The organism is Thermoactinospora rubra (assembly GCF_002093975.1).
In the GTDB taxonomy this organism is placed as follows: Bacteria; Actinomycetota; Actinomycetes; order Streptosporangiales; family Streptosporangiaceae; genus Nonomuraea; species Nonomuraea rubra_A.
Window position 1 is genome coordinate 47,442 of record NZ_MSZZ01000022.1, and the last position, 23,909, is coordinate 71,350.

24 protein-coding genes are annotated in these 23,909 nt (G+C 71.5%); 9 read left to right on the plus strand and 15 right to left on the minus strand.

Annotation, left to right across the window (positions count from 1 at the left end; translation table 11 throughout):
• Nucleotides 1-73 precede the first annotated feature (73 nt).
• The 6 genes from BSB02_RS21840 to BSB02_RS21865 all read left to right on the plus strand — a co-directional run bounded on the left by BSB02_RS21840 (nt 74) and on the right by BSB02_RS21865 (nt 8,153).
• Nucleotides 74-949, plus strand: a complete 876-nt coding sequence (locus BSB02_RS21840; RefSeq protein WP_240506570.1) for a DMT family transporter — start codon at nt 74-76, stop codon at nt 947-949.
• A complete protein-coding gene (locus BSB02_RS21845; protein ID WP_084961265.1) occupies nt 949-2,154 on the plus strand; it encodes a glycosyltransferase in 1,206 nt (401 codons plus the stop codon). Before BSB02_RS21840 ends, BSB02_RS21845 begins: the two co-directional genes overlap by 1 nt.
• On the plus strand, nt 2,151-2,780 hold the full coding sequence (locus BSB02_RS21850) for a DUF998 domain-containing protein (RefSeq protein WP_084961267.1): 630 nt from the start codon (nt 2,151-2,153) through the stop codon (nt 2,778-2,780). Before BSB02_RS21845 ends, BSB02_RS21850 begins: the two co-directional genes overlap by 4 nt.
• Nucleotides 2,781-2,901: 121 nt before the next feature.
• Nucleotides 2,902-3,654, plus strand: a complete 753-nt coding sequence (locus tag BSB02_RS21855; protein WP_240506571.1) for an isocitrate lyase/PEP mutase family protein — start codon at nt 2,902-2,904, stop codon at nt 3,652-3,654.
• 7 nt (nt 3,655-3,661) lie between these two features.
• Nucleotides 3,662-6,619 (plus strand): AfsR/SARP family transcriptional regulator, encoded by a 2,958-nt coding sequence (locus BSB02_RS21860; RefSeq protein ID WP_084961272.1) that lies wholly within the window; start codon nt 3,662-3,664, stop codon nt 6,617-6,619.
• A 34-nt stretch (nt 6,620-6,653) separates the two neighbouring features.
• A complete protein-coding gene (locus BSB02_RS21865) occupies nt 6,654-8,153 on the plus strand; it encodes an MFS transporter (protein WP_084961274.1) in 1,500 nt (499 codons plus the stop codon).
• On the opposite strand, the gene BSB02_RS21870 is transcribed toward BSB02_RS21865, so the two are convergent.
• The 4 genes from BSB02_RS21870 to BSB02_RS21885 form a co-directional block, all read right to left on the minus strand.
• Nucleotides 8,067-8,303, minus strand: coding sequence for a hypothetical protein (locus tag BSB02_RS21870; RefSeq protein ID WP_084961276.1), 237 nt, complete (start codon nt 8,301-8,303; stop codon nt 8,067-8,069). The two genes, BSB02_RS21865 and BSB02_RS21870, sit on opposite strands and share 87 nt — an antisense overlap.
• A gap of 78 nt (nt 8,304-8,381) precedes the next feature.
• The gene (locus tag BSB02_RS21875) at nt 8,382-9,314 is read right to left on the minus strand and encodes a serine hydrolase (RefSeq protein ID WP_084961278.1); all 933 of its coding nucleotides are present in this window, start codon (nt 9,312-9,314) and stop codon (nt 8,382-8,384) included.
• Nucleotides 9,315-9,332: 18 nt separating this feature from the next.
• Nucleotides 9,333-10,469, minus strand: coding sequence for a DUF418 domain-containing protein (locus tag BSB02_RS21880; RefSeq protein WP_084961280.1), 1,137 nt, complete (start codon nt 10,467-10,469; stop codon nt 9,333-9,335).
• An 88-nt stretch (nt 10,470-10,557) separates the two neighbouring features.
• Nucleotides 10,558-11,430, minus strand: coding sequence for an alpha/beta hydrolase (locus tag BSB02_RS21885; protein ID WP_143590989.1), 873 nt, complete (start codon nt 11,428-11,430; stop codon nt 10,558-10,560).
• 228 nt (nt 11,431-11,658) lie between these two features.
• Between BSB02_RS21885 and BSB02_RS40680 the strand changes: the two genes are divergently transcribed.
• Both BSB02_RS40680 and BSB02_RS21890 read left to right on the plus strand, forming a co-directional pair.
• A complete protein-coding gene (locus BSB02_RS40680) occupies nt 11,659-11,832 on the plus strand; it encodes a hypothetical protein (protein ID WP_158088698.1) in 174 nt (57 codons plus the stop codon).
• A complete protein-coding gene (locus BSB02_RS21890) occupies nt 11,829-12,266 on the plus strand; it encodes a type II toxin-antitoxin system VapC family toxin (protein ID WP_084961284.1) in 438 nt (145 codons plus the stop codon). The genes BSB02_RS40680 and BSB02_RS21890 overlap by 4 nt, the downstream gene beginning before the upstream one ends.
• Nucleotides 12,267-12,503: 237 nt before the next feature.
• On the opposite strand, the gene BSB02_RS21895 is transcribed toward BSB02_RS21890, so the two are convergent.
• The 6 genes from BSB02_RS21895 to BSB02_RS21920 form a co-directional block, all read right to left on the minus strand.
• Nucleotides 12,504-13,901, minus strand: a complete 1,398-nt coding sequence (locus BSB02_RS21895) for an NAD(P)/FAD-dependent oxidoreductase (RefSeq protein WP_084961286.1) — start codon at nt 13,899-13,901, stop codon at nt 12,504-12,506.
• A gap of 137 nt (nt 13,902-14,038) precedes the next feature.
• Nucleotides 14,039-14,812, minus strand: a complete 774-nt coding sequence (locus tag BSB02_RS21900; RefSeq protein WP_084961287.1) for an ABC transporter permease — start codon at nt 14,810-14,812, stop codon at nt 14,039-14,041.
• The gene (locus BSB02_RS21905; RefSeq protein ID WP_084961289.1) at nt 14,809-15,663 is read right to left on the minus strand and encodes an ABC transporter permease; all 855 of its coding nucleotides are present in this window, start codon (nt 15,661-15,663) and stop codon (nt 14,809-14,811) included. Before BSB02_RS21905 ends, BSB02_RS21900 begins: the two co-directional genes overlap by 4 nt.
• Nucleotides 15,664-15,666: 3 nt before the next feature.
• Nucleotides 15,667-16,860 (minus strand): polyamine ABC transporter substrate-binding protein, encoded by a 1,194-nt coding sequence (locus BSB02_RS21910; RefSeq protein WP_143590991.1) that lies wholly within the window; start codon nt 16,858-16,860, stop codon nt 15,667-15,669.
• 23 nt (nt 16,861-16,883) lie between these two features.
• Nucleotides 16,884-17,942, minus strand: a complete 1,059-nt coding sequence (locus tag BSB02_RS21915) for an ABC transporter ATP-binding protein (RefSeq protein WP_240506572.1) — start codon at nt 17,940-17,942, stop codon at nt 16,884-16,886.
• A gap of 4 nt (nt 17,943-17,946) precedes the next feature.
• On the minus strand, nt 17,947-19,383 hold the full coding sequence (locus BSB02_RS21920; protein WP_084961295.1) for a gamma-aminobutyraldehyde dehydrogenase: 1,437 nt from the start codon (nt 19,381-19,383) through the stop codon (nt 17,947-17,949).
• A gap of 232 nt (nt 19,384-19,615) precedes the next feature.
• On the opposite strand from BSB02_RS21920, the gene BSB02_RS21925 reads away from it, so the two are divergent.
• Complete coding sequence (locus BSB02_RS21925; RefSeq protein ID WP_084961297.1) at nt 19,616-20,110, plus strand: Lrp/AsnC family transcriptional regulator; 495 nt, start codon at nt 19,616-19,618, stop codon at nt 20,108-20,110.
• 28 nt (nt 20,111-20,138) lie between these two features.
• On the opposite strand, the gene BSB02_RS21930 is transcribed toward BSB02_RS21925, so the two are convergent.
• The 5 genes from BSB02_RS21930 to speB are packed head-to-tail and all read right to left on the minus strand — an operon-like array spanning nt 20,139 to nt 23,907.
• Nucleotides 20,139-20,534, minus strand: coding sequence for a type II toxin-antitoxin system VapC family toxin (locus BSB02_RS21930; protein ID WP_084961299.1), 396 nt, complete (start codon nt 20,532-20,534; stop codon nt 20,139-20,141).
• Nucleotides 20,531-20,797 (minus strand): FitA-like ribbon-helix-helix domain-containing protein, encoded by a 267-nt coding sequence (locus tag BSB02_RS21935; protein ID WP_084961301.1) that lies wholly within the window; start codon nt 20,795-20,797, stop codon nt 20,531-20,533. Before BSB02_RS21935 ends, BSB02_RS21930 begins: the two co-directional genes overlap by 4 nt.
• Before the next feature lie 23 nt (nt 20,798-20,820).
• Entirely contained in the window at nt 20,821-21,462 is a 642-nt protein-coding gene (locus tag BSB02_RS21940; protein ID WP_084961303.1) for a cyclase family protein, read from the minus strand.
• Between the two features lie 10 nt (nt 21,463-21,472).
• Nucleotides 21,473-22,975: a purine-cytosine permease family protein gene (locus tag BSB02_RS21945; protein WP_084961305.1), complete on the minus strand. Its 1,503-nt coding sequence runs from the start codon at nt 22,973-22,975 to the stop codon at nt 21,473-21,475.
• Nucleotides 22,972-23,907 carry an agmatinase gene (gene speB / locus BSB02_RS21950; RefSeq protein WP_084961307.1) on the minus strand — a complete coding sequence of 312 codons (936 nt, stop codon included), beginning with the start codon at nt 23,905-23,907 and terminating at the stop codon, nt 22,972-22,974. The genes BSB02_RS21945 and speB overlap by 4 nt, the downstream gene beginning before the upstream one ends.
• Nucleotides 23,908-23,909: the final 2 nt, after the last annotated feature.

Consider the following 23,909-nt stretch of genomic DNA (forward strand, 5'->3'; position numbering starts at 1 on the left):
CGACCCGCAGTCGCCGCCCGGTGGCTCGGCGGACACCCACCGAAGCAACCATCCAGCTTGAAAGGAGCGCGCCATGACAGCGCCGGACATGGCAGTGCCGGGCATGACGGTGCCGGGCATGACGGTGCCGGACATCGCGGGGTCGGCGACACTGGTCGCCGCCGCCGTGGCCCTCGCCGGCTCGCTGTTCTTCGCGCTCGGCGCCGCCTTCCAGCAGTTCGAGGCCCTCGGAAGCGGCCGGGCCCGGCTGCGCGACCTGCTGCGCAGGCCCCGCTGGCTGCTCGGCGGGCTGTCCATCCTGGCCGGCGGCGGGCTGCACATCCTGGCGCTCGGCCTGGGCCCGCTGACCGTGGTGCAGCCGATGGGCGTGGCGAGCCTGCTGTTCGCGCTGCCCATCGCCGCGGCCCTGCACGGCCGCAGGCCCACGCGGCAGGAGCTGTGCGCCGCCGCGGTCGTCGCGATCGGCCTCATCGGGCTCGTCCTGCTCGTGCCGGAGCACTCGGGCCCGACCTACCTCAGCCCGCAGGGGGCGGCCACGCTGCTGGCGGTCGCGGGCGGCGCGGCGCTGCTGCTGTGGGCGGCCGCCCGGGCCGTCTCCCCCGCCGGGCGCGCGGCCCTGCTCGCCACCAGCTCCGGCGTCCTGTACGGCGCGACCGCCACGCTGCTGCGCGTCCTGGTCGACGGCGGCTGGAACTGGTGGTACGCCCTGGCCCTGCCGCTGCCCGCGCTGCTGGCGCTGATGGTGCTCCAGCGCGCCTACGCCGTCGGGCACTTCGGCGTCTCCTTCGCCTCGCTGCAGATCGCCGACCCGCTCACCGCGGTGGCCTTCGGCGCGCTGCTGCTCGGCGAGCCCCTGCCCTCGGGGCTGCCCTCGATCGTCGCCGCCGCGCTCGCCGCGGGCGGCACCGTCGCCCTCGCCAGAACCACACCCTTGGAAAGGACCAGCTGATGGCCATCCCTCTCCACGTCGTCGAGCACGCGCCGCAGCCCCTCCCGCGCCGGCCACGCCGGATCCTGATCTCGACCGACACCTACCCGCCCGACGTCAACGGCGCGGCCTACTTCACCCACCGCCTGGCCACCGGCCTGGCCGCGCGGGGCAACGAGGTGCACGTCGTGTGCCAGTCGGCGGACGGCCCGGCCCGCACGGAGATGGTGGACGGGGTGGTGCTGCACCGGCTGCGCTCGGCGCCGCTGGTGGTGCACCCCACGATGCGGGTGACCGTACCGGCCAGGCTGGACCGGCTGGTCGCGGCGATCGACCCCGACGTGCTGCACACGCAGGGCCACTTCGTCGTGGGGCGGGCGGCCATCGCCGCCGCCCGCCGGCGGGGCGTGCCGGTCGTGGCCACCAACCACTTCATGCCCGACAACCTCTTCCAGTTCGCCCACATCCCGGGCCGGCTGCGGACCGCGGCCGGGCGGCTGGCGTGGCGCGACTTCGGCCGGATCTTCGCCAGGGCCGACCACGTCACCACCCCCACCCCGCTGGCCGCCAAGCTGCTGGCCGACCAGGGCTTCGCCCGCGAGGTGGAGGCGGTCTCGTGCGGCATCGACCTGGCGCGCTTCCACCCGCACACCGAGCCCAAGTCGTGGGCGCGCAAGCTGTTCGGGCTGGCCGACCGGCCCACCGTGCTGTTCGTCGGGCGGCTGGATGAGGAAAAGCGCCTGGAGGAGCTGGTGCGGGCGCTGCCGCACGTGCTCAACGTGACCGACGCCCAGGTGGCGCTGGTCGGCAAGGGCAACCAGCGCGAGCACCTGGAGAAGCTGGCCGGGCGGATCGGGGTCGGCGACCGGGTGGACTTCCTCGGGTTCGTGCCCGACGAGCTGATGCCGCAGGCGTTCGCCGCCGCCGACGTCTTCGCCATGCCGGGCATCGCCGAGCTGCAGAGCATCGCCACGCTGGAGGCGATGGCCAGCGGGCTGCCGGTCGTGGCCGCCAACGCCATGGCGCTGCCGCACCTGGTGGAGGACAACGGCTTCCTCTACGAGCCGGGCGACGTGATCACGCTGGCCAAGCGGCTGACGGAGATCCTCACCGACGAGGACGCGCGCACGCGGATGGGCAAGGCGAGCCGCGAGCTGGCCCTCACCCACGACCACCAGGCGTCCCTGGCCCGCTTCGAGCAGATCTACGACGAGGTGGCGCGTTGATCAAGGCTGCGGCGGTGCTCGGGCCGGTGGTCACGCTGGCCACCCTCCTCTACGTCCACCTCGCGCTGCCCATGCAGACGCTCCTGAGCGACTACGTCCTGGTGGAGGGCGGCGTGCTGCCCGTGGCCGCAGGCATGCTGAGCCTGGCCGCCGGCTGCCTGGCGGTGGCGTACGGCCTGGCCGTACGGGAGCCGAACAGGAGCGCCGCGGCGCGCGTGCTGCTCGTGGCGGCGGCGGCCGGGCTCATGCTCAGCGCGGTCTTCCCGACCGACCCGGCGCCGGGGCCGCAGACCCTGGCGGGGGAGATCCACCGCTGGGCGGCGGCCGTGTTCTTCACCGCGCTGCCGGTGGCGGGATGGACGCTGGCCCGGCGGCGCCCCGCCCTGCCGCGCTGGAACCTGGTCCGGGCGCTGAGCGTCACCTCGGCCCTGACGCTGGTGGCCTACCTGGCGGCGCATCCGGCCAGCTTCACCTCCGCCCTGATCAACGGCGGCGCCTATTACGGGCTGCTCGAACGCGGGCTGGTCGCCGTGGAGATCGCCCTGGTGCTGGCGCTGGCCGCGGTCTCGCGCGAGGCCCAGCCCGCACGCGAGCCCGCCGAGGAGCCGCTGGAGCTGGCCGCCTGACGCCTCGGCGGGCTGACGCTTCGACGGGCCGACACTGCGGCGGGCCGACATTTCGACGCGCGCCGAGGGAACCTCGCCCTAGCGTGGGGGCATGCGCCCCCGCCCCGGAAGGACGACGCGCGTGAGCTTCCGCGACCTGCACCGCCCCGGCGACCCGCTCCTGCTGCCCAACGCCTGGGACTACGGCTCGGCCGCCATGCTGGCCGCCCAGGGCTTCACCGCCATCGGGACCACGAGCCTGGGCGTGGCGGCCGTCCACGGCAAGCCCGACGCCGCGGGGGCCACCCGTGAGGAGACCGTCCGCCTGGCCGCGCTCATCTGCCGCCTCCCGGTCCACGTGACCGTCGACGTCGAGGGCGGCTTCAGCGACGACCCCGCCGAGGTGCGCGAGCTGGTGCTGACCCTGCGCGAGCTCGGCGTGGCCGGGGTCAACATCGAGGACGGCCGCCCGGACGGCACCCTGCGCGACATCGGCCACCAGCGCGCCATCCTGGAGGCGGTGGCCGGGCTCGGCGTCTTCGTCAACGCCAGGACCGACACCTGCTGGCTCGGCACGGGCGACACCGGGGAACGGGTCGAGGCCTACGGGCTCGCCGACGGGATCTTCGTCCCCGGGCTGAGCGACCTGGACCGGATCGCCGCGCTCGTCGCGAGCACCCCCAAGCCCGTCAACATCCTCTACCGGCCCGGCGGCCCCAGCCTGGAGCAGCTGGCCGAGGCGGGCGCGGCGCGCGTCAGCACCGGCTCGCTGCTCTACCGCGCCGCGCTGCGGGGAGCGCTGGCCGTCCTGCGGGATCCGCCGCCGCCCATCCCGGCCTACGGCGAGATCGCCGCGATGCTGCCGCCGGTGTCGCCGTCGAGGTTGCCGTCATAATCGAGGCATGCGGGTAGAGATCCTGGGCGCCGCGCGGGCCGACGGCGCGCAGGTCGGCGGTCCGCGGCTGCGCCGGCTGCTCGTGCTGCTCGCTCTGGAGGCGGGCCGGATCGTCCCCGCCGCGCGGCTCGTCGACGGCCTGTACGGCGAGCGCCCGCCGGACGACGCGGCCAACGCCCTGCAGTCCCAGGTCTCCAGGTTGCGCCGGCTCATCGGGCGCGAGGTGGTGGAGTTCCACCCGGCCGGCTACCGCCTGGCCGTCGATCCCCTCGACGTCGACGCGCACCGCTTCCGCCACCTGGCCGCCGAAGGCGCCGCAGCCCTGGCGAGGGGCGACGCCGGGCGTGCCGCCGGGCTGCTGCGCGAGGCGCTGGCGCTGTGGCAGGGCCCGCCCGAGGCCCCTGAGCCCCTGGTCGCGCCGCTGCAGGAGGTGTGGCTGTCGGCCGTCGAGGACCGCGTCCAGGCCGACCTGGAGCTGGGCCGCCACCGTGACCTGGTCTCCGAGCTGCGCGAGCTGGTCGAGCGCCACCCCCTGCGCGAACGCCTGCGCGCCCAGCTGATGCGGGCCCTGCACGGCAGCGGCCGGCAGGCCGAGGCGCTGGCCGCCTTCGAGGAGGGCCGCCGCGTCCTGGACGAGGAGCTGGGCGTCCAGCCCGGCGCCGAGCTGGCCGGCGCCCACCTCGACGTGCTGCGCGCCGAACCCGCGCCGAGCCGGGCGCGGCGCGGCCTGCGCGCCCAGCTCACCAGCTTCGTCGGCCGCGGCGAGGACCTGGCCAGGGTGGGCGCGCTGCTGGAGCGGTCCCGGCTCGTCACGCTCATCGGCGCGGGCGGCGCGGGCAAGACCAGGCTGGCGGTCGAGGCGGCCGAGCGCGCCCCCGGCGACGTGTGCGTCGTGGAGCTGGCGCCGGTGCTCCACGACGACGGCGTCCCGGCGGCCGTGCTCGACGCGCTGGGCATCCGGGAGGCGACGCTGGGCGCCAGGACCGGCGGACCCGAGCCGCCCGCGCTGGACCCCGCCGAGCGGCTGGTCACCGCGCTGGCCGAGCGCAAGCTGCTGCTCGTGCTCGACAACTGCGAGCACGTGATCGGCGCCGCCGCGGAGCTGGCCGACCTGCTGCTGGCCGCCTGCCCGGGGCTGCGCGTGCTGGCCACCAGCCGGGAGGCGCTGGGCATCACCGGCGAGGCCATCCACCCGGTCGCGCCGCTGCGCCTGCCGCCGCCCGGCGCGCCCGACCCGCTGGACTTCCCCGCGGTCCGGCTGTTCGCCGACCGGGCGGCCGCGGTCGTGCCGGGCTTCGCCGTGGACGCCGCGACCGCGCCGCTGGTCACCCAGGTCTGCCGGGCACTGGACGGGCTGCCGCTGGCCATCGAGCTGGCCGCCGCCCGGCTGCGCACGCTGTCGCTGGCCGAGCTGGCCGCCCGGCTGGACGACCGGTTCCGGCTGCTGAGCCGCGGCAGCCGTACGGCGTTGCCACGCCACCAGGCGCTCCGCGCGGTGGTGGCGTGGAGCTGGGACCTGCTGGACGCCGACGAGCAGGCGATGGCCAGGCGGCTGACGGTGTTCGTGGGCGGGGCGACGATCGAGGCGGCCGAGCGCGTGTGCGGGCTGCCGGCCGAGGTGCTGCTGTCGCTGGCGGACAAGTCGCTCGTGGAGGTCGTGGACGGGCGCTACCGCATGCTGGAGACCATCCGGGCCTACTGCGCCGAACACCTGGCCGAGGCGGGCGAGGTGGAGGACGTACGGCGGGCGCACGCGCGGTGGTGCCTGGCCCTGGCCGAGGCGGCCGAGCCCCACCTGCGCCGGGCCGAGCAGCTGGAGTGGCTGCGGCGGCTGGACGAGGAGCGCGACGACCTGCACGCCGCGCTGCGCTGGGCGATCGACTCCGGCGATGCGGAGCTGGGCCTGCGCCTGACGGCCGCGCTGGCGTGCTATTGGTGGCTGCGCGGCCACCGGGGGGTCAGCGCCGCGCTGGCGACCGAGCTGTTGGAGCGGGTCGGCGAGCCGCCGGAGGGCCGCTGGGAGGAGTTCGTGACCTGCGTGCTGGTCGCCGGCTGGTCGGGCGGGACGCCGCCGCGGGCCGAGGAGTGGCTGGCGCGGCTGCGGGCGAGCGTGACGATGAAGAACTTCCCGTACCGGCTGGAGTTCCTGACCATGATCCTGTCGATGTTCCTGGGGCCGCCCGAAGACCTCGACACGGAGACCGCGCGGACGCTGCTGACCTTGGACATGACGCCGTGGGTCAGGGCGCTCAGCCACGCCGGGCAGGGGTTCATCCGGGTCAACCTCGGCGAGGCGGACCTCGCGCGGGCCGAGCTGGAGCGGGCTCTGGAGGGCTTCCACGCCATCGGCGACCGCTGGGGCGCCACGCTCGCGCTGGCGGGGCTGGCCGACCTGGCCTTCCAGGAGGGCGACTACGCCACCGTGCTGAAGCTGGTGGAGCAGTCGCTGGAGCTGTCCCATCAGCTCGGCTCGACCCCCGACGTGGCCGACTACCTGTGCCGCCGGGGCGACTGCCTGGTCCGGCTGGGCGACCTGGGGCAGGCCCGCGACTGCTACCTGCGCGCCGCCGAGCTCGCCCGCCGGGTGGGCTCGCCGGAGAACCTCGCCAACGCCTACCTCGGCCTGGGTGAGGTGGCCACGGCCGAGGGCGACTTCGAGCGGGCCGGGGCGCTGCTGAACCAGGCGTTGCACACCTGCCCGCCCAGCTGGTACGCCCACGTGGAACTCCGCCACCGCACGCTCCTGGCCCGGGCCCGGCTGGAGCTGGCCGGCGGCGACGCGGCGGCGGCCGAGCGGCTGTCGGTCGAGGCGCTGGCGGCGTGCGCGCGCACCAACCGCTACCTGGCGCGGCAGGCCGTCGAGACGCTGGCCGAGCTGGCCCGGCGGCGCGGCGACGAGGAGCGGGCCGCGCTGCTGGACGGCATGTCGCCGGCGCAGGCCCTGGCGGCCGTCAGCGCGCGGTAGGCCGTTCGTCAGCGGCGCCCGCCACGCTGCGGGCATGAAGAAGATCCCCAAGGGCGCCGTCCTGGCCCTGTGCTGCGTGGCCACCCTGCTGCTCACCGTCGACCTGACCGTGCTGCACCTGGCCATGCCGCGGCTGGTGGCCGACCTCGGCGCCTCCTCCACCCAGTACCTGTGGATCGGCGACATCTACGGCTTCGCCGTGGCGGGCCTGCTCATCACCATGGGCAACGTCGGCGACCGCATCGGACGCAAGAAGCTGCTGCTGATCGGCTCGGCGGCCTTCGGCGTCGCCTCCCTCGCCACCGCCTACGCGCCCAGCCCCGAACTGCTCATCGCGGCCCGTGCGCTCCTGGGCGTGGCGGGCGCCACGATCATGCCCTCGACCCTGTCGATCATCCGCAACGTCTTCACCGACCCCGGCGAGCGCACCGCCGCCGTCGGCCTGTGGAGCGGGATGAACGCGGCGGGCTTCGCGCTCGGCCCGGTGGTCGGCGGCCTGCTGCTCGACCGCTTCTGGTGGGGCTCGGTCTTCCTGATCAACGTGCCCGTCATGGCGGTCGTCCTGGTCGGCGGGCTCATCGTGCTGCCGGAGTCGAGGAACCCCGACCCCGGCCGCATCGACCCGGCCAGCGTCGCGCTGTCGTTCACCGGGCTGGTCGCCCTCGTCTACGCCATCAAGGAGGCGGCCGACAAGGGCCTCGGGCACGCCGACGTGCTCGTGGCCGGCGTGCTCGGCGTCGTCGCGCTGGCGGTCTTCACGCTCCGGCAGACCCGGCTGGCCGACCCGCTGATCGACGTGCGGCTGTTCCGCCGGCGGGCCTTCAGCGCCTCGATCGGCACGAACGTGCTCGGCATCTTCTCCATGATGGCCATGTCGCTGATCTTCGCCTGGTACTTCCAGCTCGTGCTGGGCTGGTCGCCGCTGCAGGCGGGCCTGGCCGGGCTGCCCGGCGGGCTGGCCGGCGGCATCGGGGGCGTGCTGGCCGCCAAGCTCATCCCCGCCCTGGGCAGGAACGGCGTCGTGGCGCTCGGCCTGCTGCTGACGGCCGGGGCGTTCGGCTACTACGGCACGCTCGGCACCGAGCTGAACTACCTGGCGCTGCTGCCGGTGATGCTGGTCGGCGGCATCGGGATCGGGCTGACCTTCACCGTCAACAACGACAACGTGCTGGCCGCCGCGCCGCGCGAGCGGGCGGGCGCCGCCGCCGCGGTCTCCGAGACCTCCTTCGAGCTCGGCGCCGCCCTGGGCATCGCCGTCCTGGGCACCGTGCTCAACACCGTCTACAGCGCGACCATGACCGGACCGGCCGTGGCGCGCGAGTCGATCGCCGGGGCCCTGGAGTACGCCGCGACGCTTCCCGCCGACCAGGCCGCGCAGGTGGTCCAGGCGGCGCGGCTGGCCTTCGTCGAAGGCGTGCACGCCACGGGGACGGTGACGGCGATCCTGCTAGCGTGCGTGGCTGTGCTCGCGTTCCTCGGCCTTCGGGGCGTGCCGAAGGTGATCCCTGAGGAGGTCCTGGCCGCCCGCCAGTGACCGCAGGCGCGCCAGCGTCAGCACCGAGGCCAGCGCCGTCAGCACCGGCGGCACCCAGAACGCCGCGCCCGGGCCGAACGCCTCGGTCCCGGCCGGGCCGTACGCGCCGGTGGGCCACTCCACCAGCAGCAGGACGCCCAGTTGCAGCATCGCGTACGGCAGGCGGGCGACCAGGGCGGGCAGGAGGAAGCGCCAGACTCCGGGCGACGCCGACGCCCGGCGCCTGGGTCAGAGGCTGGCCGGGCAGCGCACCGTGCGCTCCTGGCGCAGGTCGCCCAGGCGGCGGCCGATCATGCGGGCCAGGCCCTCGATCGCCCGGATGCCGCTGCCCTCCCCCGGCTGCATGTCGGTCTGCACGGCCAGCAGCAGGTCGCGGCCCGGGCCGCTGATGCGGCCGTAGCTGGTGACCGCCCAGGTGTTGCCCCTGAACGGGCGCGGCGTCCAGCCGTTCTTCAGCGCCACCTTCTCCCCCGGCCGCGCCGCCGCGCTCACGCCCCACGCCTGGTCACGCATCACCCTGCCCATCAGCGACAGCACCAGCGACCGGTCCCGCTCGGTCAGGCCCCGCCCGCCCTTGACCAGCAGCTTCAGCAGGCGGATCCGGTCGGCGGGGCTGGTGGTGGTGCCGCCCCAGAAGCGCGAGGGCCCCGGCACGGTCTCGCGCATGCCGACCAGGCGGTAGAAGCGGGCCATGGCGCCGCCTCCGCCGACCCGCCACCACAGGGCGTCGGCGGCGCCGTTGTCGCTCTCGCGGATCATGCGGGCGGCCAGGTCGCGTTCGGCCGGGGAGAGCCGGTGGCGGCGCTGGAGCAGCGCGGCGAGGATGTCGACCTTGGAGCCGCTCGCCGTGATCATGTCGCGCTGGTGCTCGCGGTGGCCCAGCCGTATGCCGGTGGCCAGGTCGTGGGCGCTGAAGGCGATCCGTCCCGGCTGCCGGGCCAGGTAGCGTCTCAGGTCGCGTTCGAGGCGGGCGCGTGCGGCACGCTCTGCCTTCTTGTCCCGAAATTTCAGGATGCAGGGTGGTGGTTCGGTCTCGCGCACCGTGACCGGGCCGGGCTGGGGACCTGTCGTCGCACGCCGCACTCCGCAGCCGGTCACCGCCAGCACCACTGCCAGCGCGACGCCGAGCCACCGCATGCCGTACCCCCGAAGAAAGACCATTCATCGGGGGATGAGGCGTCAATTCCCGCCCGTGCGGCTCATCACACCCTTGCGGAAGGGCGCGGCATATGCCCACTGCCAGGCGAGCTCGACCGGGCCGCGCGAGAACCGCCGCAGCCACAGGGAGGCCAGGATCATGAAGCTCACGCAGATGAGCGCCCACAGGAGCGGGACCCACCAGGGACGCAGCCAGTCCAGCCGGGCCGCCAGCCCCAGGCCCCAGCCGTAGCACAGCGCGCCGGCGACCAGGTTCTGGAACACGTAGCACGACAACGCGGTCCGGCCCACGTCGGTGAGGCCGCGCCTGATCGGGCCGGCAGGGCCGCGCATCCGCAGCACGATCGAGGTGATCAGTCCCAGCAGGCCCAGCGCGACCAGCGGCGGCAGGATGTAGCGGTCCACCGCGAACCAGGCGGGCCCGGCGTAGGAGGTGAGGAGGTTGAGCGGCGCCGCCACGCCCAGGCCCAGGATCGCCAGCCTCCTGCGCAGCGCCTCGCCCTCCGGCTCGAACACGCCCGCGCGCAGCAGCCGGGAGCCCAGCAGGAACAGCACGATGCCCATCGGGATGATGAAGATCAGCTCGGCGCGGTACAGGCCGGGGTTCTGCAGGCGGGAGGCGACCTGGTCGGCCCAGCTGCCCTGGGTGAAGAGCGTGCTGCCCGCAGGCTCGGGGGGCTGCGCGCCGCCGTACAGCATCGCCAGCGTGAGCAGCCCCACCAGCGCGACGTGGACGGCCCCCGCTCCGATCATCCACGCCCGCACGACCCGGTCGCTCCTGCCGATGAGGTAGGCGACGATCATCGAGGTGACCGCGTAGCCCATGAGCACGTCGAACTCGAAGATCAGGACGTAGTGCAGGACCCCCTCGGCGAGCAGCAGCGCGGCCCGCCACAGGTACCGGCCCGGCCAGCGCATGCCCTTGCGGACCGCGCTGCGGTACTGGATCTCCAGCCCCACGCCGAACAGCAGCGTGAGCAGGCCCAGGAACTTGCCGTTGGTCAGGAACCTCAGGAAGGTCTCCACCGCGCCGCTCTGCCCGCCCAGGCCCAGCAGGTCGGCGGGCCCGCCGGGCGCGGTGAAGATCCAGATGTTGGTCCCGAGCGTGCCCAGGATGGCCACGCCGCGCAGGACGTCCAGCGCTTCGATCCGCTTCATGCCTCCATGCTCAAGGCGTGATCATGCGCTTTTGTCGGCGTGCAGGGCGATTGTCCGGCTACATCGATGGATGTACGGCGATCCGCCTTTAGAGATGTTCGTGGAGGAATTCGGCCGTGGCGTCGACGGCCTGGGTGACGTACGGCTCGACGTCGTAGAGGTCGACGTGCTCCCGGGCATCCAGCCACACCAGCCGCTTGGGCTCCGACAGCCGCTTGAACGCCTCCTCCGCGCCCTCCGGCGAGCAGTAGCGGTCCACCACGCCGTGCACGATCAGGGCCGGCTTGGGCGACAGGAAGTCCGCGCCCATCATGTTGTCCACGGTGATCAGTTCGAGGACGCTCGCCCTGGTCACCTCGTTGCGCCAGCCCGGCGAGGCGCCGCGGTCGGTGCCGTAGTAGGCGAAGGGCTCCTCGCCCGGCATGGCCGCCTCGCCCTCGGCGGCCACCGCGGGAAGGTACTCGACCGGTCCGCCCTGGTCCTGGCGCTCCAGGATCTCGGTGAAGGACGCCAGCGCGGCCTGGTAGTCCATGCCGGCGCGCATGCCGTACGGGTTGTTGTAGGCCCCGGCGATGCCCGCGAAGACCTTCACCCGCGGGTCGAAGGCGGCGAACTTCAGGGCGTACCCGGCGCCGAGGCAGATGCCCACCGCGCCGATCCGCTCCCGGTCGACCTCGGGCCTGCCGCGCAGGAACGACACGGCCGCGCGCAGGTCGTGCAGCTTGCCCTGGGGGTCCTCGTGCCGCCTCGGCTCGCCGTCCGACTCGCCCCAGTTGCGGTGGTCGAAGGCCAGCGTGACGTAGCCGCGTGCGGTCAGGCGCTCGGCGTACCGCCCGGTCACCTGGCCGCGCACGCCGGTGAACGGGCCGGTGAGGACGAGCGCGGGATGCGGGCCGTCGCCCTCGGGCACGCGCAGGTCGCCCACCAGCCGCAGGCCCTCGCAGGGGAACTCGACTCTCATGCCGCCCAGCATGCACCTCCCGGTGCTTCCTCGCCACGCGCCGGGAGGCGGCGCTCGCCGGTGCCGGTGCCCGCACCGGCAAGATGCCCTGGAATCAAGATGCCCCTGGAATTCAGTCCATGTCGGGGCAGGGAATGCGTATAGTTGCCGTCTGTGAGTGGAGAGTCACCAGAGCCCCCACCTGCCCGCTCTCGTCTGACGACACGGGAGACGTCTACATTGGTTCTCATGGAAGCCCACGAACAGATCGACTACGACGCCCTGCGACGCCGGTTTCCGTGGGCCGGGATGGTGAGCACAGGAGAACACGATCTTTCTGCGCGATACCGTGAGATCATGGCGGAGGCACGCCGCGATCGGGAGATCGTCGAAGCCATCGACGCTGTCCGGCGGAGTGCATGAAGCGTCTGCTCTGTGACACGGGAGTACTGATAGCGGTATTCGATCGTGGCGACGTCAACCATGAGCGCTGCGCTCGCCTCCTCCAGGAGGAGACCGGACAGCTCACGATTCCGGAACCCGTTCTCGTTGAGACGTGCGGTTTCCTCCGGAACCAAGTGCGTAACGGGCCGTCGCTGGAACTCCGCTTTCTGAGCGCAATGCTCCAGGGGGGCGACTTCGAGATAGTCGATCCCACGCTGGAGGACAGGAGAAGGGCACTCCATCTCTGCGAAATGCTCGTCAGCGGCCCGCTTGGATACGTCGACGGCATCGTTCTGGCGATGGCAGAACGGCTGAAGATCACTGACATAGCCACGGTCGACTACAAGTTCGTGGGCCTGGGGACACCCCTGAGCCGGATAAAGCCGCTGCGCTGGATCCTTCAGGAGAGCTGAGCGAACTCGTCGGCACGTCGCGAGGCCACGCCTCCGTACGGCAACCGCCGGTCGCCGAAAGCCGTGCGTCGCCTTCAGGGTGCCGAGGTCGCGGCTTCCGGGCGGCAGTGGTGCGGCACGATGCCGGCGTGATGGGGTCGCACGCGATGCCGGGCAGACCGGTGAGGAAGCGGAAACTCATCGCCAGGGTGCGGGGTACGCCGGAGGCGGACCCCGCACACGACACAGCCCGAGCCGTCAGGAGTCGAAGCCCAGCCCCACCCGGTCGAGCGTGCGAAGCCACAGGTTGCGCCTGCCCTCACGCCGGTCCGCCTGCTTGATGGACCAGCGGGTGAGCTGGATGGCCGCCGAGCGGAAGGGCTCGGGCGGGAACGGGATGGGCTTCTCCCTGACCATCTGCAGGCGGGTGCGCTCGGTCTCCCGGCCGTCCAGCAGGTCGAGCATGACGTTCGCCCCGAAGCGCGTGGCCGCCACGCCCAGGCCGGTGTACCCGACGGCGTAGGCGAGGCGCGAGCCGTACGCCGTGCCGTAGAAGGCGGAGAACCGGCTGCACGTGTCGATCACGCCGCCCCACCGGTGGGAGAAGCGGACGTCCTCCAGCTGGGGGAAGGTCTGGTAGAAGTGCTCGGCCAGCTTGACGAAGGTCTCGTCCCGCTGGTCGTAGGCGGGCTTGACCTTGCCGCCCGTGTAGTAGACGGCGTCGTAGCCGCCCCACAGGATGCTGTTGTCGTCGGTGATCCGGTAGTAGTGGAACTGGTAGGCGTTGTCGCCCATGCCCTGGCGGTTCTTCCAGCCGATCGACTCCCGCTGCTCGGGCGTCAGCGGCTCGGTCATGAGCGCGTAGTCGTAGACCGGCACCACGTAGTACTTGAGCCGTCGCAGCAGCGGCGAGAAGACGCCGGTGCCGAGCGCGACCCGGGCGGCGCGGACCTTGCCGTACTGCGTGGTCAGCAGCAGCGAGGGGCCGTCGCGGTCGATGGACTGCACCGCGGAGTGCTCGTGGATGCGAACTCCGAGGGAGAGGCAGGCCTGCCTGAGCCCCCAGGCCAGGCGGGCCGGGTCGAGCATGGCGCAGTCGCCGCGCTCCCACAGCCCGCCCAGGTAGGTGGGCGAGTTGACCTCGGCACGCGCCTGCTCGGCGTCCAGCAGCGAGATGTCCATGCCGAGCTCGCGGCCGATGGTGTAGGCCTCCTCCATGCCGTCGAGCTGCCAGGGCTCGGTGGCGACGTTCATCTCGCCGGTCCGCTCCCAGGAGCAGTCGATGCCGTAGCGGCGGATGGTGTCCTCGATCTCGTCGAGGTTCCGCACCCCCATGCGGTAGAGGGTGGCGATCTCCTGCGGCCAGCGCTGCAGGCCGTTCTCCAGGCCGTGGGTGAGGCTGGCGTGGCAGAAGCCGCCGTTGCGCCCGGAGGCGGCCCAGCCGACGGTCCTGGCCTCCAGGAGGATCACATCGCGCGAGGGGTCGCGTTCCTTGGCCAGCAGCGCGGTCCACAGTCCCGAGAAGCCGCCGCCGATGACCGCGAGGTCGGCGGAGGTTGGCCCGAACAGGCGGGGCAGGGGCTCGGGTTCGGCCGGATCCTCATCCAGCCAGTACGGCTTGCGCTCCGCGTCAGCCAGTGCCTTGCGCGGATCCACAAATCTCACATCCCTTGAGGAAGAGTCAATTCGCTGATTGCCCGATCAGTCAGTTGAGCAGGCGCGGGTTCCCCCCGCCGAGATCCGATCTCGCCTCCCTGTTCTTGGCAGAGTGTTCTTGGCAGAGTCCGACAGGACTAGGCCCGGCGCCGGGCCGCGATGGAGTTCGCCACCGCGATGACGACGCCGATGCCGAAGATGAGCGTACCCATGACGTTGACCTGCGGCGGGATGCCGGTCTTGACCGACGCGACGATCCACAGCGGGAAGGTCATCGTCGAGCCGTTGACGAAGCTGGTCACCACGTAGTCGTCGACGCTCAGCGCGAAGGCCAGCATGGCGCCCGCCGCCACGCCCGGCATGATCGCCGGCAGCGTGACCTGCCGGAAGGTGGCCCACGGCGTGGCGCCCAGGTCCTTGGCGGCCTCCTCCAGCGCCGGGTCGAGGGTCAGGACCCGGGCCCGTACGGTCACCGTCACGAACGACAGCGAGAACAGCACGTGCGCGATCGTGATGGTGAGGGCGTCGCGCGGCAGGTTAGCCGAGACGAACAGCGACAGCAGCGAGGCGCCCATGACCAGCTCGGGCGTGGAGATGGCGGCGAAGACCAGGAAGTTGGTCACGCCCTGGCCGCGGAAGCGGTGGCGGCCGAGGGCCAGGCCGAGCAGGGTGCCCAGCACGACCGTGACGGCGGTGGAGACGACGGCGATCAGCAGCGAGGTGACCAGCGCGCTGGTCAGCCCGTCGATCTCGAAGAGCTGGTGGTACCACTTGAGGGTGAAGCCCTGCCAGGAGGTGTTGGACTTGCTCTTCTTGTCGTTGAAGCCGAACAGGATCATCACGGCGATCGGCGAGGACAGCCAGATGATGACCAGCCAGGTGTAGGCCTTCAGCAGACGACCGGAACTCATCGCGCCGCCGCCTCCAGCACGTTCTCGGTGCCGAGCGCGCGGGCGTAGGCGAAGATGCCCACGAGCAGCACGGCCATCAGCGTGAACGACAGCGCGGAGGCCGTCGGGTAGTTGTTGTTGGTGAGGTATTCGACCTGGATGATGTTGCCGATCATGGTGTTGTTCGTGCCGCCGAGGATCTGTGCGTTGATGGGGTCGGCCACGGCGGGCACGAACGTCATCAGCACGCCCGCGAAGACGCCCGGCAGCGACAGCGGCAGCACCACGCGGCGGAACACCGTGAACCGCGTGGCGTACAGGTCGTAGGCTGCCTCGATGACGCGCGGGTCGACCCGCTCCAGGCCCACGTAGATCGGCAGGATCATGAAGGGCAGCCAGTTGTAGGTCAGCCCCGCGATGACCGCGAACGACGTGGCCAGGACGTGGAAGTCGGGCGACAGCAGCCCCCAGCCCTTCAGCGTGCCGAACAGGATGCCGTCGTCGGCCAGCAGGAAGCCCCACGCGATCGTCCGCAGCACGAACGACACGAAGAAGGGCAGGAGCAGCAGGAACAGGTACATCGACTTGCGGCTGCCGCCCCGGAACGCGATCCAGTATGCGACCGGGTAGCCGATCGCCAGCATGGCCAGCGTGGCGGCTCCGCCGTACAGCAGCGACCTGACGAGCTGGGTGCTGTAGCGGCCGAGCGCGTCGGCGTAGTTGCCGAAGCTGAACGTCTGGGCGAAGCCGTCGACGACGTTGCCCGTCTGGGTGGAGACCGACGCCATGGCGGCGAGCGGCACCACTAGGAAGGCGGCCAGCCACAGCCAGCTGGGGAGCGCGAGCAGGTAGGGGGTCAGGCGGCGTCGCATGTCCTAGGCCTGGGTGATCGACTGGAAGACGCGGTTGAAGATCTGCTCTTCGGCCGTGGTGAGCGTGCGGTAGGAGCGCAGCTTGGCGTAGTCGGCCTCGGAGGGGAAGATCAGCGGACTGCCGACCATCGTCTCCAGCGTCTCCTTGTCCTCGCCCTTCAGCGTGGCGGCCTTCTGCTGCAGGATGTCCTTCACCGCGGGCACCGGCGAGATGAACTGGATGTACTCCTCCAGCTCGGCGGCGACGGCCGGTTGGTAGAGGTAGTCCATGAGCATGAGCGCGTCGACCGGGTTGGCCGCGCCCTTGGGGATCAGCATGTTGTCGGTCCAGATCGTGCCGCCCTCCTCGGGCACCACGAACTTGACCGGCTCACCGGCCAGCTGGCGCTGGAAGACGTCGCCCGACCACGCCATGGTGACCCAGACGTCGCCCTTGGAGACGGCGTCGATGTAGCTCTGGTCGTAGTACTTGCGCACCAGGCCGTCGTCGCGCTGCTTCTTCAGCAGCTCGCCGGCCTTCTCCCAGTCGGCCTGGGTGGACTTCTCCGGGTCGATGCCCAGGGCGAACATGCCGAAGTTGCCGATCTCCTGGGCGTCGCTCATCATGCCGATCCGGCCCTTGTACTTCGGGTCGAACAGCGCCTTGATGCTGGTGATGTCCTCTTTGACGTGGTCGGTGTTGTAGGCGATGCCGGTGATGCCCGAGGTGTACGGGACGGTGTACTGGTTGCCCGGGTCGTAGGAGCGCTGCTTGTACTTCTCGCCGGCGTTGGCGGCGAAGTTGGGCAGCTGGGAGTGGTCCAGGGGCACGACGTAGCCGAGCTGGATCATCTTCTGCAGCTGGACGCCGTTGGTCATGACGACGATGTCGTAGCCCAGCGACTGCCCGGCCCGCAGGACCGGCTCGGACTTGCCGAAGAACTCGGCGTTCTCCTGGATGACCTCCTTGTACTCGTAGGAGATCCCGGTGGCCTGCTGGAACTTCTTCAGCGGGGCCTGGTCCGGCGGCATGTACTCGGGCCAGTTGGCGAAGACGACCTTGCCGTTCTTCTTCTGCTTGGACCAGAAGTCCTTGACGGCGTCGGGCTTGGGCGGGGCCTGCTTCTGGCCCTGCACGCCGCACGCGGCCAGCGCGAGCCCCGCGGCCGACAGGCCGGCGAGGCGGAACACGTCACGACGGGTGCGGGGCTGGGTCATGCCTCGCAGCAACAGCGGATCCATTACTTTCCAATCGCATATGAGTGCTGCGGCTGCCACGACAGCCACACGGAGTCGCCCCGCTCCGCCGTCGCCGTGGCGTCGACCGCGTTCTGCTGGAACACCGTCACCTCGACCCCGTCAGCGAGGCGGACGGCATAACTGTTGTAGGTCCCCAGATACACCACCTCGGTGACGGTGCCCGAGACGATGCTCAGCTCGCCCTGCGGCTCCTCCGTGCAGATGGTGATCTTCTCCGGCCGTACGGTGACCGTCACCTCGCCTTCCTTGCCGGGCACCAGCACCCTGCCGCCGCCGACCTTGAGCACGCCGCCGTTGGCGGTGCCGGTCAGCAGGTTGGAGGTGCCGATGAAGCCGGCCACGAAGGCCGTCGCGGGCTCCTCGTAGATCGTGCGCGGGTCGCCCAGCTGCTCGACCAGGCCGTCCTTCATGACGGCGATACGGTCGCTCATGGTGAGCGCCTCGCTCTGGTCGTGCGTGACGTAGACGAAGGTGATGCCGACCTCGCGCTGGATCCGCTTGAGCTCCAGCTGCATGGCCTGGCGGAGCTTGAGGTCGAGGGCGCCCAGCGGCTCGTCCAGCAGCAGCGCGCGCGGGTGGTTGACCAGCGCGCGGGCCAGCGCGACGCGCTGCTGCTGCCCGCCGGACATCTCCCTGGGCCGCCGCTTCTCCCGGCCGACCAGGTCGACGATCTCGAGCATCTCGCCGACGCGGCGCTTGATCTCCTCGGCGGGGACCTTCTTCTGCTTCAGCCCGAACGCCACGTTGTCCCAGACGTTCATGTGCGGGAACAGCGCGTAGGACTGGAAGACCATGTTCACGTCGCGCTTGTTCGGCGGGACGTTGGTGACGTCCTGGCCGTGCAGCCGGATGGTGCCCTTCGAGGGCTCCTCGAACCCGGCGATCATGCGCATGGTCGTGGTCTTGCCGCAGCCGGAGGGGCCGAGGAGGGAGAAGAACTCCCCCTCGGCGATGTCCAGGGTGACGCCCTTCACAGCCTGGACGACCTCGCCGTGTGACGTGTATTCCTTGACGACGCCGTCAAGCTGGATCGCGTGCACCGTCCTAGTCTCCGATGTAGTGCATGACGTGCTTGACACGGGTGTAGTCGTGCAGGCCGAACACCGACAGGTCCTTGCCGTAGCCGGAGTGCTTGAAGCCGCCGTGCGGCATCTCGCTCACGAACGGGATGTGGGTGTTGACCCAGACGACGCCGAAGTCCAGCTTGTTGGACATCCGCATCGCGCGGCCGTGGTCGGAGGTCCACACCGAGCCGGACAGGCCGTACTTGACGTCGTTGGCCTTGGCCAGCGCGTCGGCCTCGTCGGTGAAGGTCTGGACGGTGATGACCGGGCCGAACACCTCGGTCTGGATCATCTCGTCGTCCTGCTTGAGCCCGTCGACGACGGTCGGGGCGAAGAAGTAGCCCTTCTCGCCGATGCGGTGGCCGCCGGTGAGCACCTTGGCGTGGCCGGGCAGCCGCTCGAAGAAGCCCTGGACGCGCTCGAGCTGGTTGGCGTTGTTGAGCGGGCCGAACAGGGCGTCGGCGTCGTCCAGGTCGCCGCAGACCGTGGCGGCGGCGGCCTCGGTGAGCGCCGCGACGAACTCGTCGTGGATGCTCTCGTGGACCAGCACGCGGCAGGCGGCGGTGCAGTCCTGGCCGGCGTTGTAGTAGCCGGCGGTGGCGATGGACTGGGCGGTCTTGGCGATGTCCTTGACGTCGTCGAAGACCACGACCGGGGCCTTGCCGCCGAGCTCGAGGTGGACGCGCTTGACGTCGTCGGCGGCGGTCTTGGCCACGGCCATGCCCGCGCCCACCGAGCCGGTGATGGCGACCATCGCGGCCTTGGGGTGGCCGACGACCAGGGCGCCGGTCTCGCGGTCGCCGGTGACGACGTTGAAGACGCCGGGCGGCAGGATCTCGCCGCAGATCTCGGCGAGCTTGAGCGTGGAGACCGGGGTGGTGTCGGAGGGCTTGAGGACGACCGTGTTGCCCGCGGCGAGCGCGGGGGCGATCTTCCACACGGCCATCATCATCGGGTAGTTCCAGGGGGTGACCTGGCCGATCACGCCGACGGGCTCGTGGCGGATGACGCTGGTGTGCTCGGCGAGGAACTCGCCGGCCGTGGGGCCTTCGAGCGTGCGGGCGGCGCCGGCGAAGAACCGGAAGTGGTCGGCCGCCACCGGGGTCTCGTCCTCGGCCATGCGGGCGCGTGGCTTGCCGGTGTTGCGGCACTCGGCCTCGTTGATCTCGTCGGCCCGCGCCTCGATCGCGTCGGCGATCTTCAGCAGCAGGTTCGCGCGCTCGCCGGGAGTGGTCGCGCCCCACGACTCGAACGCGGCGGCCGCCGCCGCGTAGGCGGCGTCGACGTCCTCCTGGCCGGAGACGGGCGCCTGGAGATAGGCCTCACCGGTGCACGGGTCGATGACATCGGAGTACCGGCCGCTCTTGGCGTCCACGAACTCACCGTTGATGAAGTTCTGCAGACGGCTGGTGGTCATACGGCCTCCTCCGTCGGCCGCATGACCATGGTGCTGTGTCTATTGATGACCTCGACAAGCTCGGTCATGTCTGACCTCCTGGCGATGGGGCTGAGTTGTCGCGACTCTGACAGAGGGGAAGCATCAGGACAAGGGATTTCGTTGCGACGATACCAAAATGCTACGAATTCGCTTGACACTGGGCCCAGAACTGACAACATGTCGCACCAACGACATACCCCGAGGAGTGCGAATGACGACCCCGCCCAAGGCACGCCGCGCGAACGACGCCGTCCCGGGCCCGGTCGTGCTGGACGCCCTGTCCAAGCAGATCATCGAGCAGCTCCAGCAGGACGGGCGCATGCCGTACGCGGCCATCGGCAAGGCCGTCGGGCTGTCGGAGGCGGCGGTCCGCCAGCGGGTCCAGCGGCTCCAGGAGGCCGGGGTCATGCAGATCGTGGCGGTCACGGACCCGCTGACGCTGGGCTTCCCCCGCCAGGCGATGATCGGCATCAACTGCGAGGGCGACCTGGAGGCGGTGGCCGACGAGCTCGCGGCCATTCCCGAGATCGACTACGTCGTGCTCACGGCCGGTTCCTTCGACGTCATCGTGGAGGTCGTCTGCGAGGGCGATCCGCACCTGCTGGAGATCCTCAGCAAGATCCGGGCCATCCCGGCGGTCCGGGCGACCGAATCCTTCGTCTACCTCAAGCTGCGCAAGCAGACCTACTCCTGGGGCACCCGGTAGATCCCTTTTACCCGGTACGGCGAAGCCGCTAGCCGATCACGACGACCGGGCAGCGGACGCCGGGCGCCCGCGCCAACCGGGCGTCGGCGGTGACGAGGGAGCATTCATAGAGCTCGGCCGCGGCCACATAAGCGGCGTCGTACGCGGTCATATTGCCGCGAAGCTCCCACATCCGCGCGGCCAGCATCCGCGTCCTGGGCGTGATCGGATCCAGCTCCCCCGCGGCCTGCACGGCCGCTTCGGCGTGGCCGGGCGCGATCTTGCCGCCGAGAAGGTGCCCCCGGATGACCGACAGCACCTCGACGAGCCAGTGCTCCGGCATGATCCATCTGGAGTCGGCACGCAGCGCCCCACGGCAGCCGTCGCCGATGGCGCCCTCGTCGAGCAGGGCGAACGCCATCACCGAGGCGTCGACGACGATCACTGATCGCTCTCGGGAACGCCGAGTGCGACGTCACGCTCGCGCCTGCCGACCCGCAGGGCGTCGAGAACATCCGGCTTCTCCAGGCGCGTGCCGTATCGGCCGCGGGAGAAACGGTCGATCACGGCCAGGTTGTCCTGGCGTCGCGCCTCGTCGCTGATGACGTCGAACAAATACGCCTGGAGCGACTGCCCGCGCTGCCTGGCCAGCTCGGCCAGCCGATCTCGCAGCTCGTCGGGCACGTCTCTGATCTGGAGCGCCACCATACATGCATTATTGCATGCACGCCTCATGCCACGCGGCACACGGCGCGGACCGGGGCGCCGTCCGCGCCCGCGAGGCGGATGGGCAGCAGCCAGGCCTCCAGGGACCGTCCGGCGGCCTGAGCGGTCAGGACCGGCGTCAGGTTGGCGAGATTCTCGGCGATGACGACGTGTGCGCCGCACAGCACCCGGTGGGCGGGGAAGTCGTGCGCGGGGGTCGGGTCGACGCTGAGCGCGTCGATGCCCACGGCCCTGACCCGGCGCGAGACCAGCACGCGGGCCGCCTCCTCCGACAGGAACGGGTGCTCGGCGTAGCCGTAGGTGCCCCACCGCGCCGACCAGCCGGTGGCGACCAGCACGATGACGTCCTCCGGAACCTCGGCGAACAGGGCGGCCTCCAGCGGCGAGCGGGGCGGGCGGCCGCGGGCGTCGACGGCCACGGCGGGGCCGGTGAAGCGGTCCAGGGGGAGGTCGTCGAGCCTGGGCAGGGAGTCGTCGATGTGGTACGGCGCGTCCACGTGGGTGCCCGACTGGGACCCGAGGTGGACGGCCAGCACGTTGACGCCGTCGGAGGCCACGGTGAGAGCGGGGGCGGTCAGGACCTCGGGGTCGCCGGGGTAGACCGGCATCCCGCTCTCGATGGGCACCGACAGGTCGATCAGTTCCATGCGTCCAGCATCACACCTCGGCCGTGGCCGGGACGATAGGCGGGACCGGGACGTCGGCGGCGCGCACCAGGCGCGGGCCGGCGGGGCCGTACACCTCGCGCGGCTCGGGGAACAGCGACAGCAGCGCCAGGTACAGCAGCGCGGCGGCGGCCAGGCCCAGCGGCAGGGAGACGTCCACGCCGCCGGCGAGTTCCCCGAGCGGGCCGACGAACTGGCCGGGCAGGTTGACGAAGGCCAGCGCCAGGGCCGCGGAGGCGAGCCAGGCGGTCATGCCGCGCCAGTTCCAGCCGTGGGTGAACCAGTAGCGCCCGCCGCGCTGGCGGCGGTTGAAGACCTGCAGGGCGTCGGCGTCGTACCAGCCGCGGCGGGTGAGGTAGCCGAGCGCCATGATGACCATCCACGGCGCGGTGCAGGTGATGATCAGCGTGGCGAACGTCGAGATGCTCTGGGTGAGGTTGGCGGCAAAGCGGCCGGCGAAGATGAACACGATCGACAGCGTGCCGATGAACAGCGTCGCCTGGACGCGGGAGAAGCGCGGGAAGACGCTGGAGAAGTCCAGGCCGGTGCCGTACAGCGAGGTCGTGCCGGTGGACATGCCGCCGATGAGCGCGATCAGGCACACGGGCACGAAGTACCAGCCGGGCGAGACCGCCAGCAGGCCGCCGACGTAGTTGGGGGCGGCCGGGTCGACGTACTGCGGGGCCTTGGCGGCGATGATCGAGGCGGTGGCCAGGCCGAAGGTGAACGGCAGGACGGTGGCGATCTGCGACAGGAACGCCGCGGCCATGACCCTGCGCCGGGGCGTGTGGGCGGGGATGTAGCGGGACCAGTCGCCCAGGAACGCGCCGAAGGACACCGGGTTGGACAGCACGATGAGCGCGGCGCCGATGAAGGACGGCCAGAACAGCGGGTCGCCGGCGCCCAGCGTGCCCGCGTAGCCCGGGTCGAAGTCGCCCGCGAAGGCGAACAGTCCCAGGACGAACAGCAGCGACGCCGCCGCGACGGCGATCTTGTTGACGAAGAGCATGAAGCGGAAGCCGTACACGCACACCACGAGGACGAGCAGCGCGAACACGGCGTAGGCCACGCCGTACACCCAGCCGGACTCCGGCAGGCCGACCAGCCGGTGGGCGCCGCCGACCAGCGCGTCGCCCGAGGACCACACCGAGATCGAGAAGAAGGCGACGGCGGTCAGCAGCGACAGGAAGGAGCCGACGATCCGGCCGTGGACGCCCAGGTGCGCCGAGGAGGACACGGCGTTGTTGGTGCCGTTGAGCGGCCCGAACAGCGCCATCGGGGCGAGGATCAGCGCGCCGACCGTCAGGCCGAGCAGCGTGGCGGCCACGCCGTGCCAGAACGACAGGCCGAACAGGATCGGGAAGGCGCCGAGCACGCAGGTGGCGAAGGTGTTCGCGCCGCCGAAGGCCACCCTGAACAGGTCGAACGGCGTGGCCGTGCGGTCGGCGTCGGGGATGCGCTCGACGCCGTAGGTCTCGATTTCGGTGATGCTCATCGCGCCTCCAGGGCGAGCAGGCTGACCAGGTCGTAGGCGACGTGGGAGGCCGCGATCGAGGTGATCTCGGCGTGGTCGTAGGCGGGCGCCACCTCGACGACGTCCGCTCCGACGATGCGGCATCCGGCCAGGCCGCGCAGGATCTCCAGCAGTTCCCTGCTGGTCAGGCCGCCCGCCTCGGGGGTGCCGGTGCCGGGGGCATGCGCGGGGTCGAGGACGTCGATGTCGACGGAGACGTACAGCGGGCGGTCGCCGATGCGCTGCCGGAGGGCGTCGACGACCTCGTCCACCCCCATGCGCATGACGTCGCGCGAGGTGAGGACGCCGAAGCCGAGGCGGCGGTCCTCCTCTAGATCGCGCTTGCCGTACAGGGGGCCGCGGATGCCGACGTGGCTGAGCGCCTCGGTGTCGAGCAGGCCCTCCTCCACGGCCCGGCGGAACGGCGTGCCGTGGGTGTAGGCGGCGCCGAAGTAGGTGTCCCAGGTGTCGAGGTGGGCGTCGAAATGCAGTAGCGCGACGGGGCCGTGGCGGCGGGAGACCGCGCGCAGCAGCGGCAGGGCGATGGTGTGGTCGCCGCCGATGGTCACGAGCCGGGCGTCGATGCCGCCCGCCGCCGCCTCGATGGTCTCGACGGCCTCCTCGATGTGGAAGGGGTTGCAGGCGATGTCGCCGGCGTCCGCCACCTGCACGCTCTCAAAAGGCGAAATATCCAGACCCGGGTGGTACGGCCGCAGCAGCCGCGACGCCTCACGCACCGCCGCAGGCCCGAACCGGGCGCCGGGCCGGTAGGAGACGCCGCTGTCGAACGGGACGCCGACCACGGCGACGTCGGCCGCGCCCACCTCGTCCAGGCGGGGCAGCCGGGCGAAGGTGGCCGGTCCGGCGAAGCGCGGCACCTTGGCGGAGTCGACGGGTCCTCGGCGTTGCGTCATGA

Bases quoted from the DNA above. Each gene is read 5' to 3' on its own strand.
- BSB02_RS21840 (WP_240506570.1), top strand. From the start codon at position 74: ATGACAGCGCCGGACATGGCAGTGCCGGGCATGACGGTGCCGGGCATG.
- BSB02_RS21845 (WP_084961265.1), top strand. From the start codon at position 949: ATGGCCATCCCTCTCCACGTCGTCGAGCACGCGCCGCAGCCCCTCCCG.
- BSB02_RS21860 (WP_084961272.1), top strand. From the start codon at position 3,662: ATGCGGGTAGAGATCCTGGGCGCCGCGCGGGCCGACGGCGCGCAGGTC.
- BSB02_RS21865 (WP_084961274.1), top strand. From the start codon at position 6,654: ATGAAGAAGATCCCCAAGGGCGCCGTCCTGGCCCTGTGCTGCGTGGCC.
- BSB02_RS21870 (WP_084961276.1), bottom strand. From the start codon at position 8,303: ATGCTGCAACTGGGCGTCCTGCTGCTGGTGGAGTGGCCCACCGGCGCG.
- BSB02_RS21875 (WP_084961278.1), bottom strand. From the start codon at position 9,314: ATGGTCTTTCTTCGGGGGTACGGCATGCGGTGGCTCGGCGTCGCGCTG.
- BSB02_RS21880 (WP_084961280.1), bottom strand. From the start codon at position 10,469: ATGAAGCGGATCGAAGCGCTGGACGTCCTGCGCGGCGTGGCCATCCTG.
- BSB02_RS21885 (WP_143590989.1), bottom strand. From the start codon at position 11,430: ATGAGAGTCGAGTTCCCCTGCGAGGGCCTGCGGCTGGTGGGCGACCTG.
- BSB02_RS40680 (WP_158088698.1), top strand. From the start codon at position 11,659: ATGGAAGCCCACGAACAGATCGACTACGACGCCCTGCGACGCCGGTTT.
- BSB02_RS21890 (WP_084961284.1), top strand. From the start codon at position 11,829: ATGAAGCGTCTGCTCTGTGACACGGGAGTACTGATAGCGGTATTCGAT.
- BSB02_RS21900 (WP_084961287.1), bottom strand. From the start codon at position 14,812: ATGAGTTCCGGTCGTCTGCTGAAGGCCTACACCTGGCTGGTCATCATC.
- BSB02_RS21905 (WP_084961289.1), bottom strand. From the start codon at position 15,663: ATGCGACGCCGCCTGACCCCCTACCTGCTCGCGCTCCCCAGCTGGCTG.
- BSB02_RS21910 (WP_143590991.1), bottom strand. From the start codon at position 16,860: ATGACCCAGCCCCGCACCCGTCGTGACGTGTTCCGCCTCGCCGGCCTG.
- BSB02_RS21920 (WP_084961295.1), bottom strand. From the start codon at position 19,383: ATGACCACCAGCCGTCTGCAGAACTTCATCAACGGTGAGTTCGTGGAC.
- BSB02_RS21925 (WP_084961297.1), top strand. From the start codon at position 19,616: ATGACGACCCCGCCCAAGGCACGCCGCGCGAACGACGCCGTCCCGGGC.
- BSB02_RS21935 (WP_084961301.1), bottom strand. From the start codon at position 20,797: ATGGTGGCGCTCCAGATCAGAGACGTGCCCGACGAGCTGCGAGATCGG.
- BSB02_RS21940 (WP_084961303.1), bottom strand. From the start codon at position 21,462: ATGGAACTGATCGACCTGTCGGTGCCCATCGAGAGCGGGATGCCGGTC.
- BSB02_RS21945 (WP_084961305.1), bottom strand. From the start codon at position 22,975: ATGAGCATCACCGAAATCGAGACCTACGGCGTCGAGCGCATCCCCGAC.
- speB (WP_084961307.1), bottom strand. From the start codon at position 23,907: ATGACGCAACGCCGAGGACCCGTCGACTCCGCCAAGGTGCCGCGCTTC.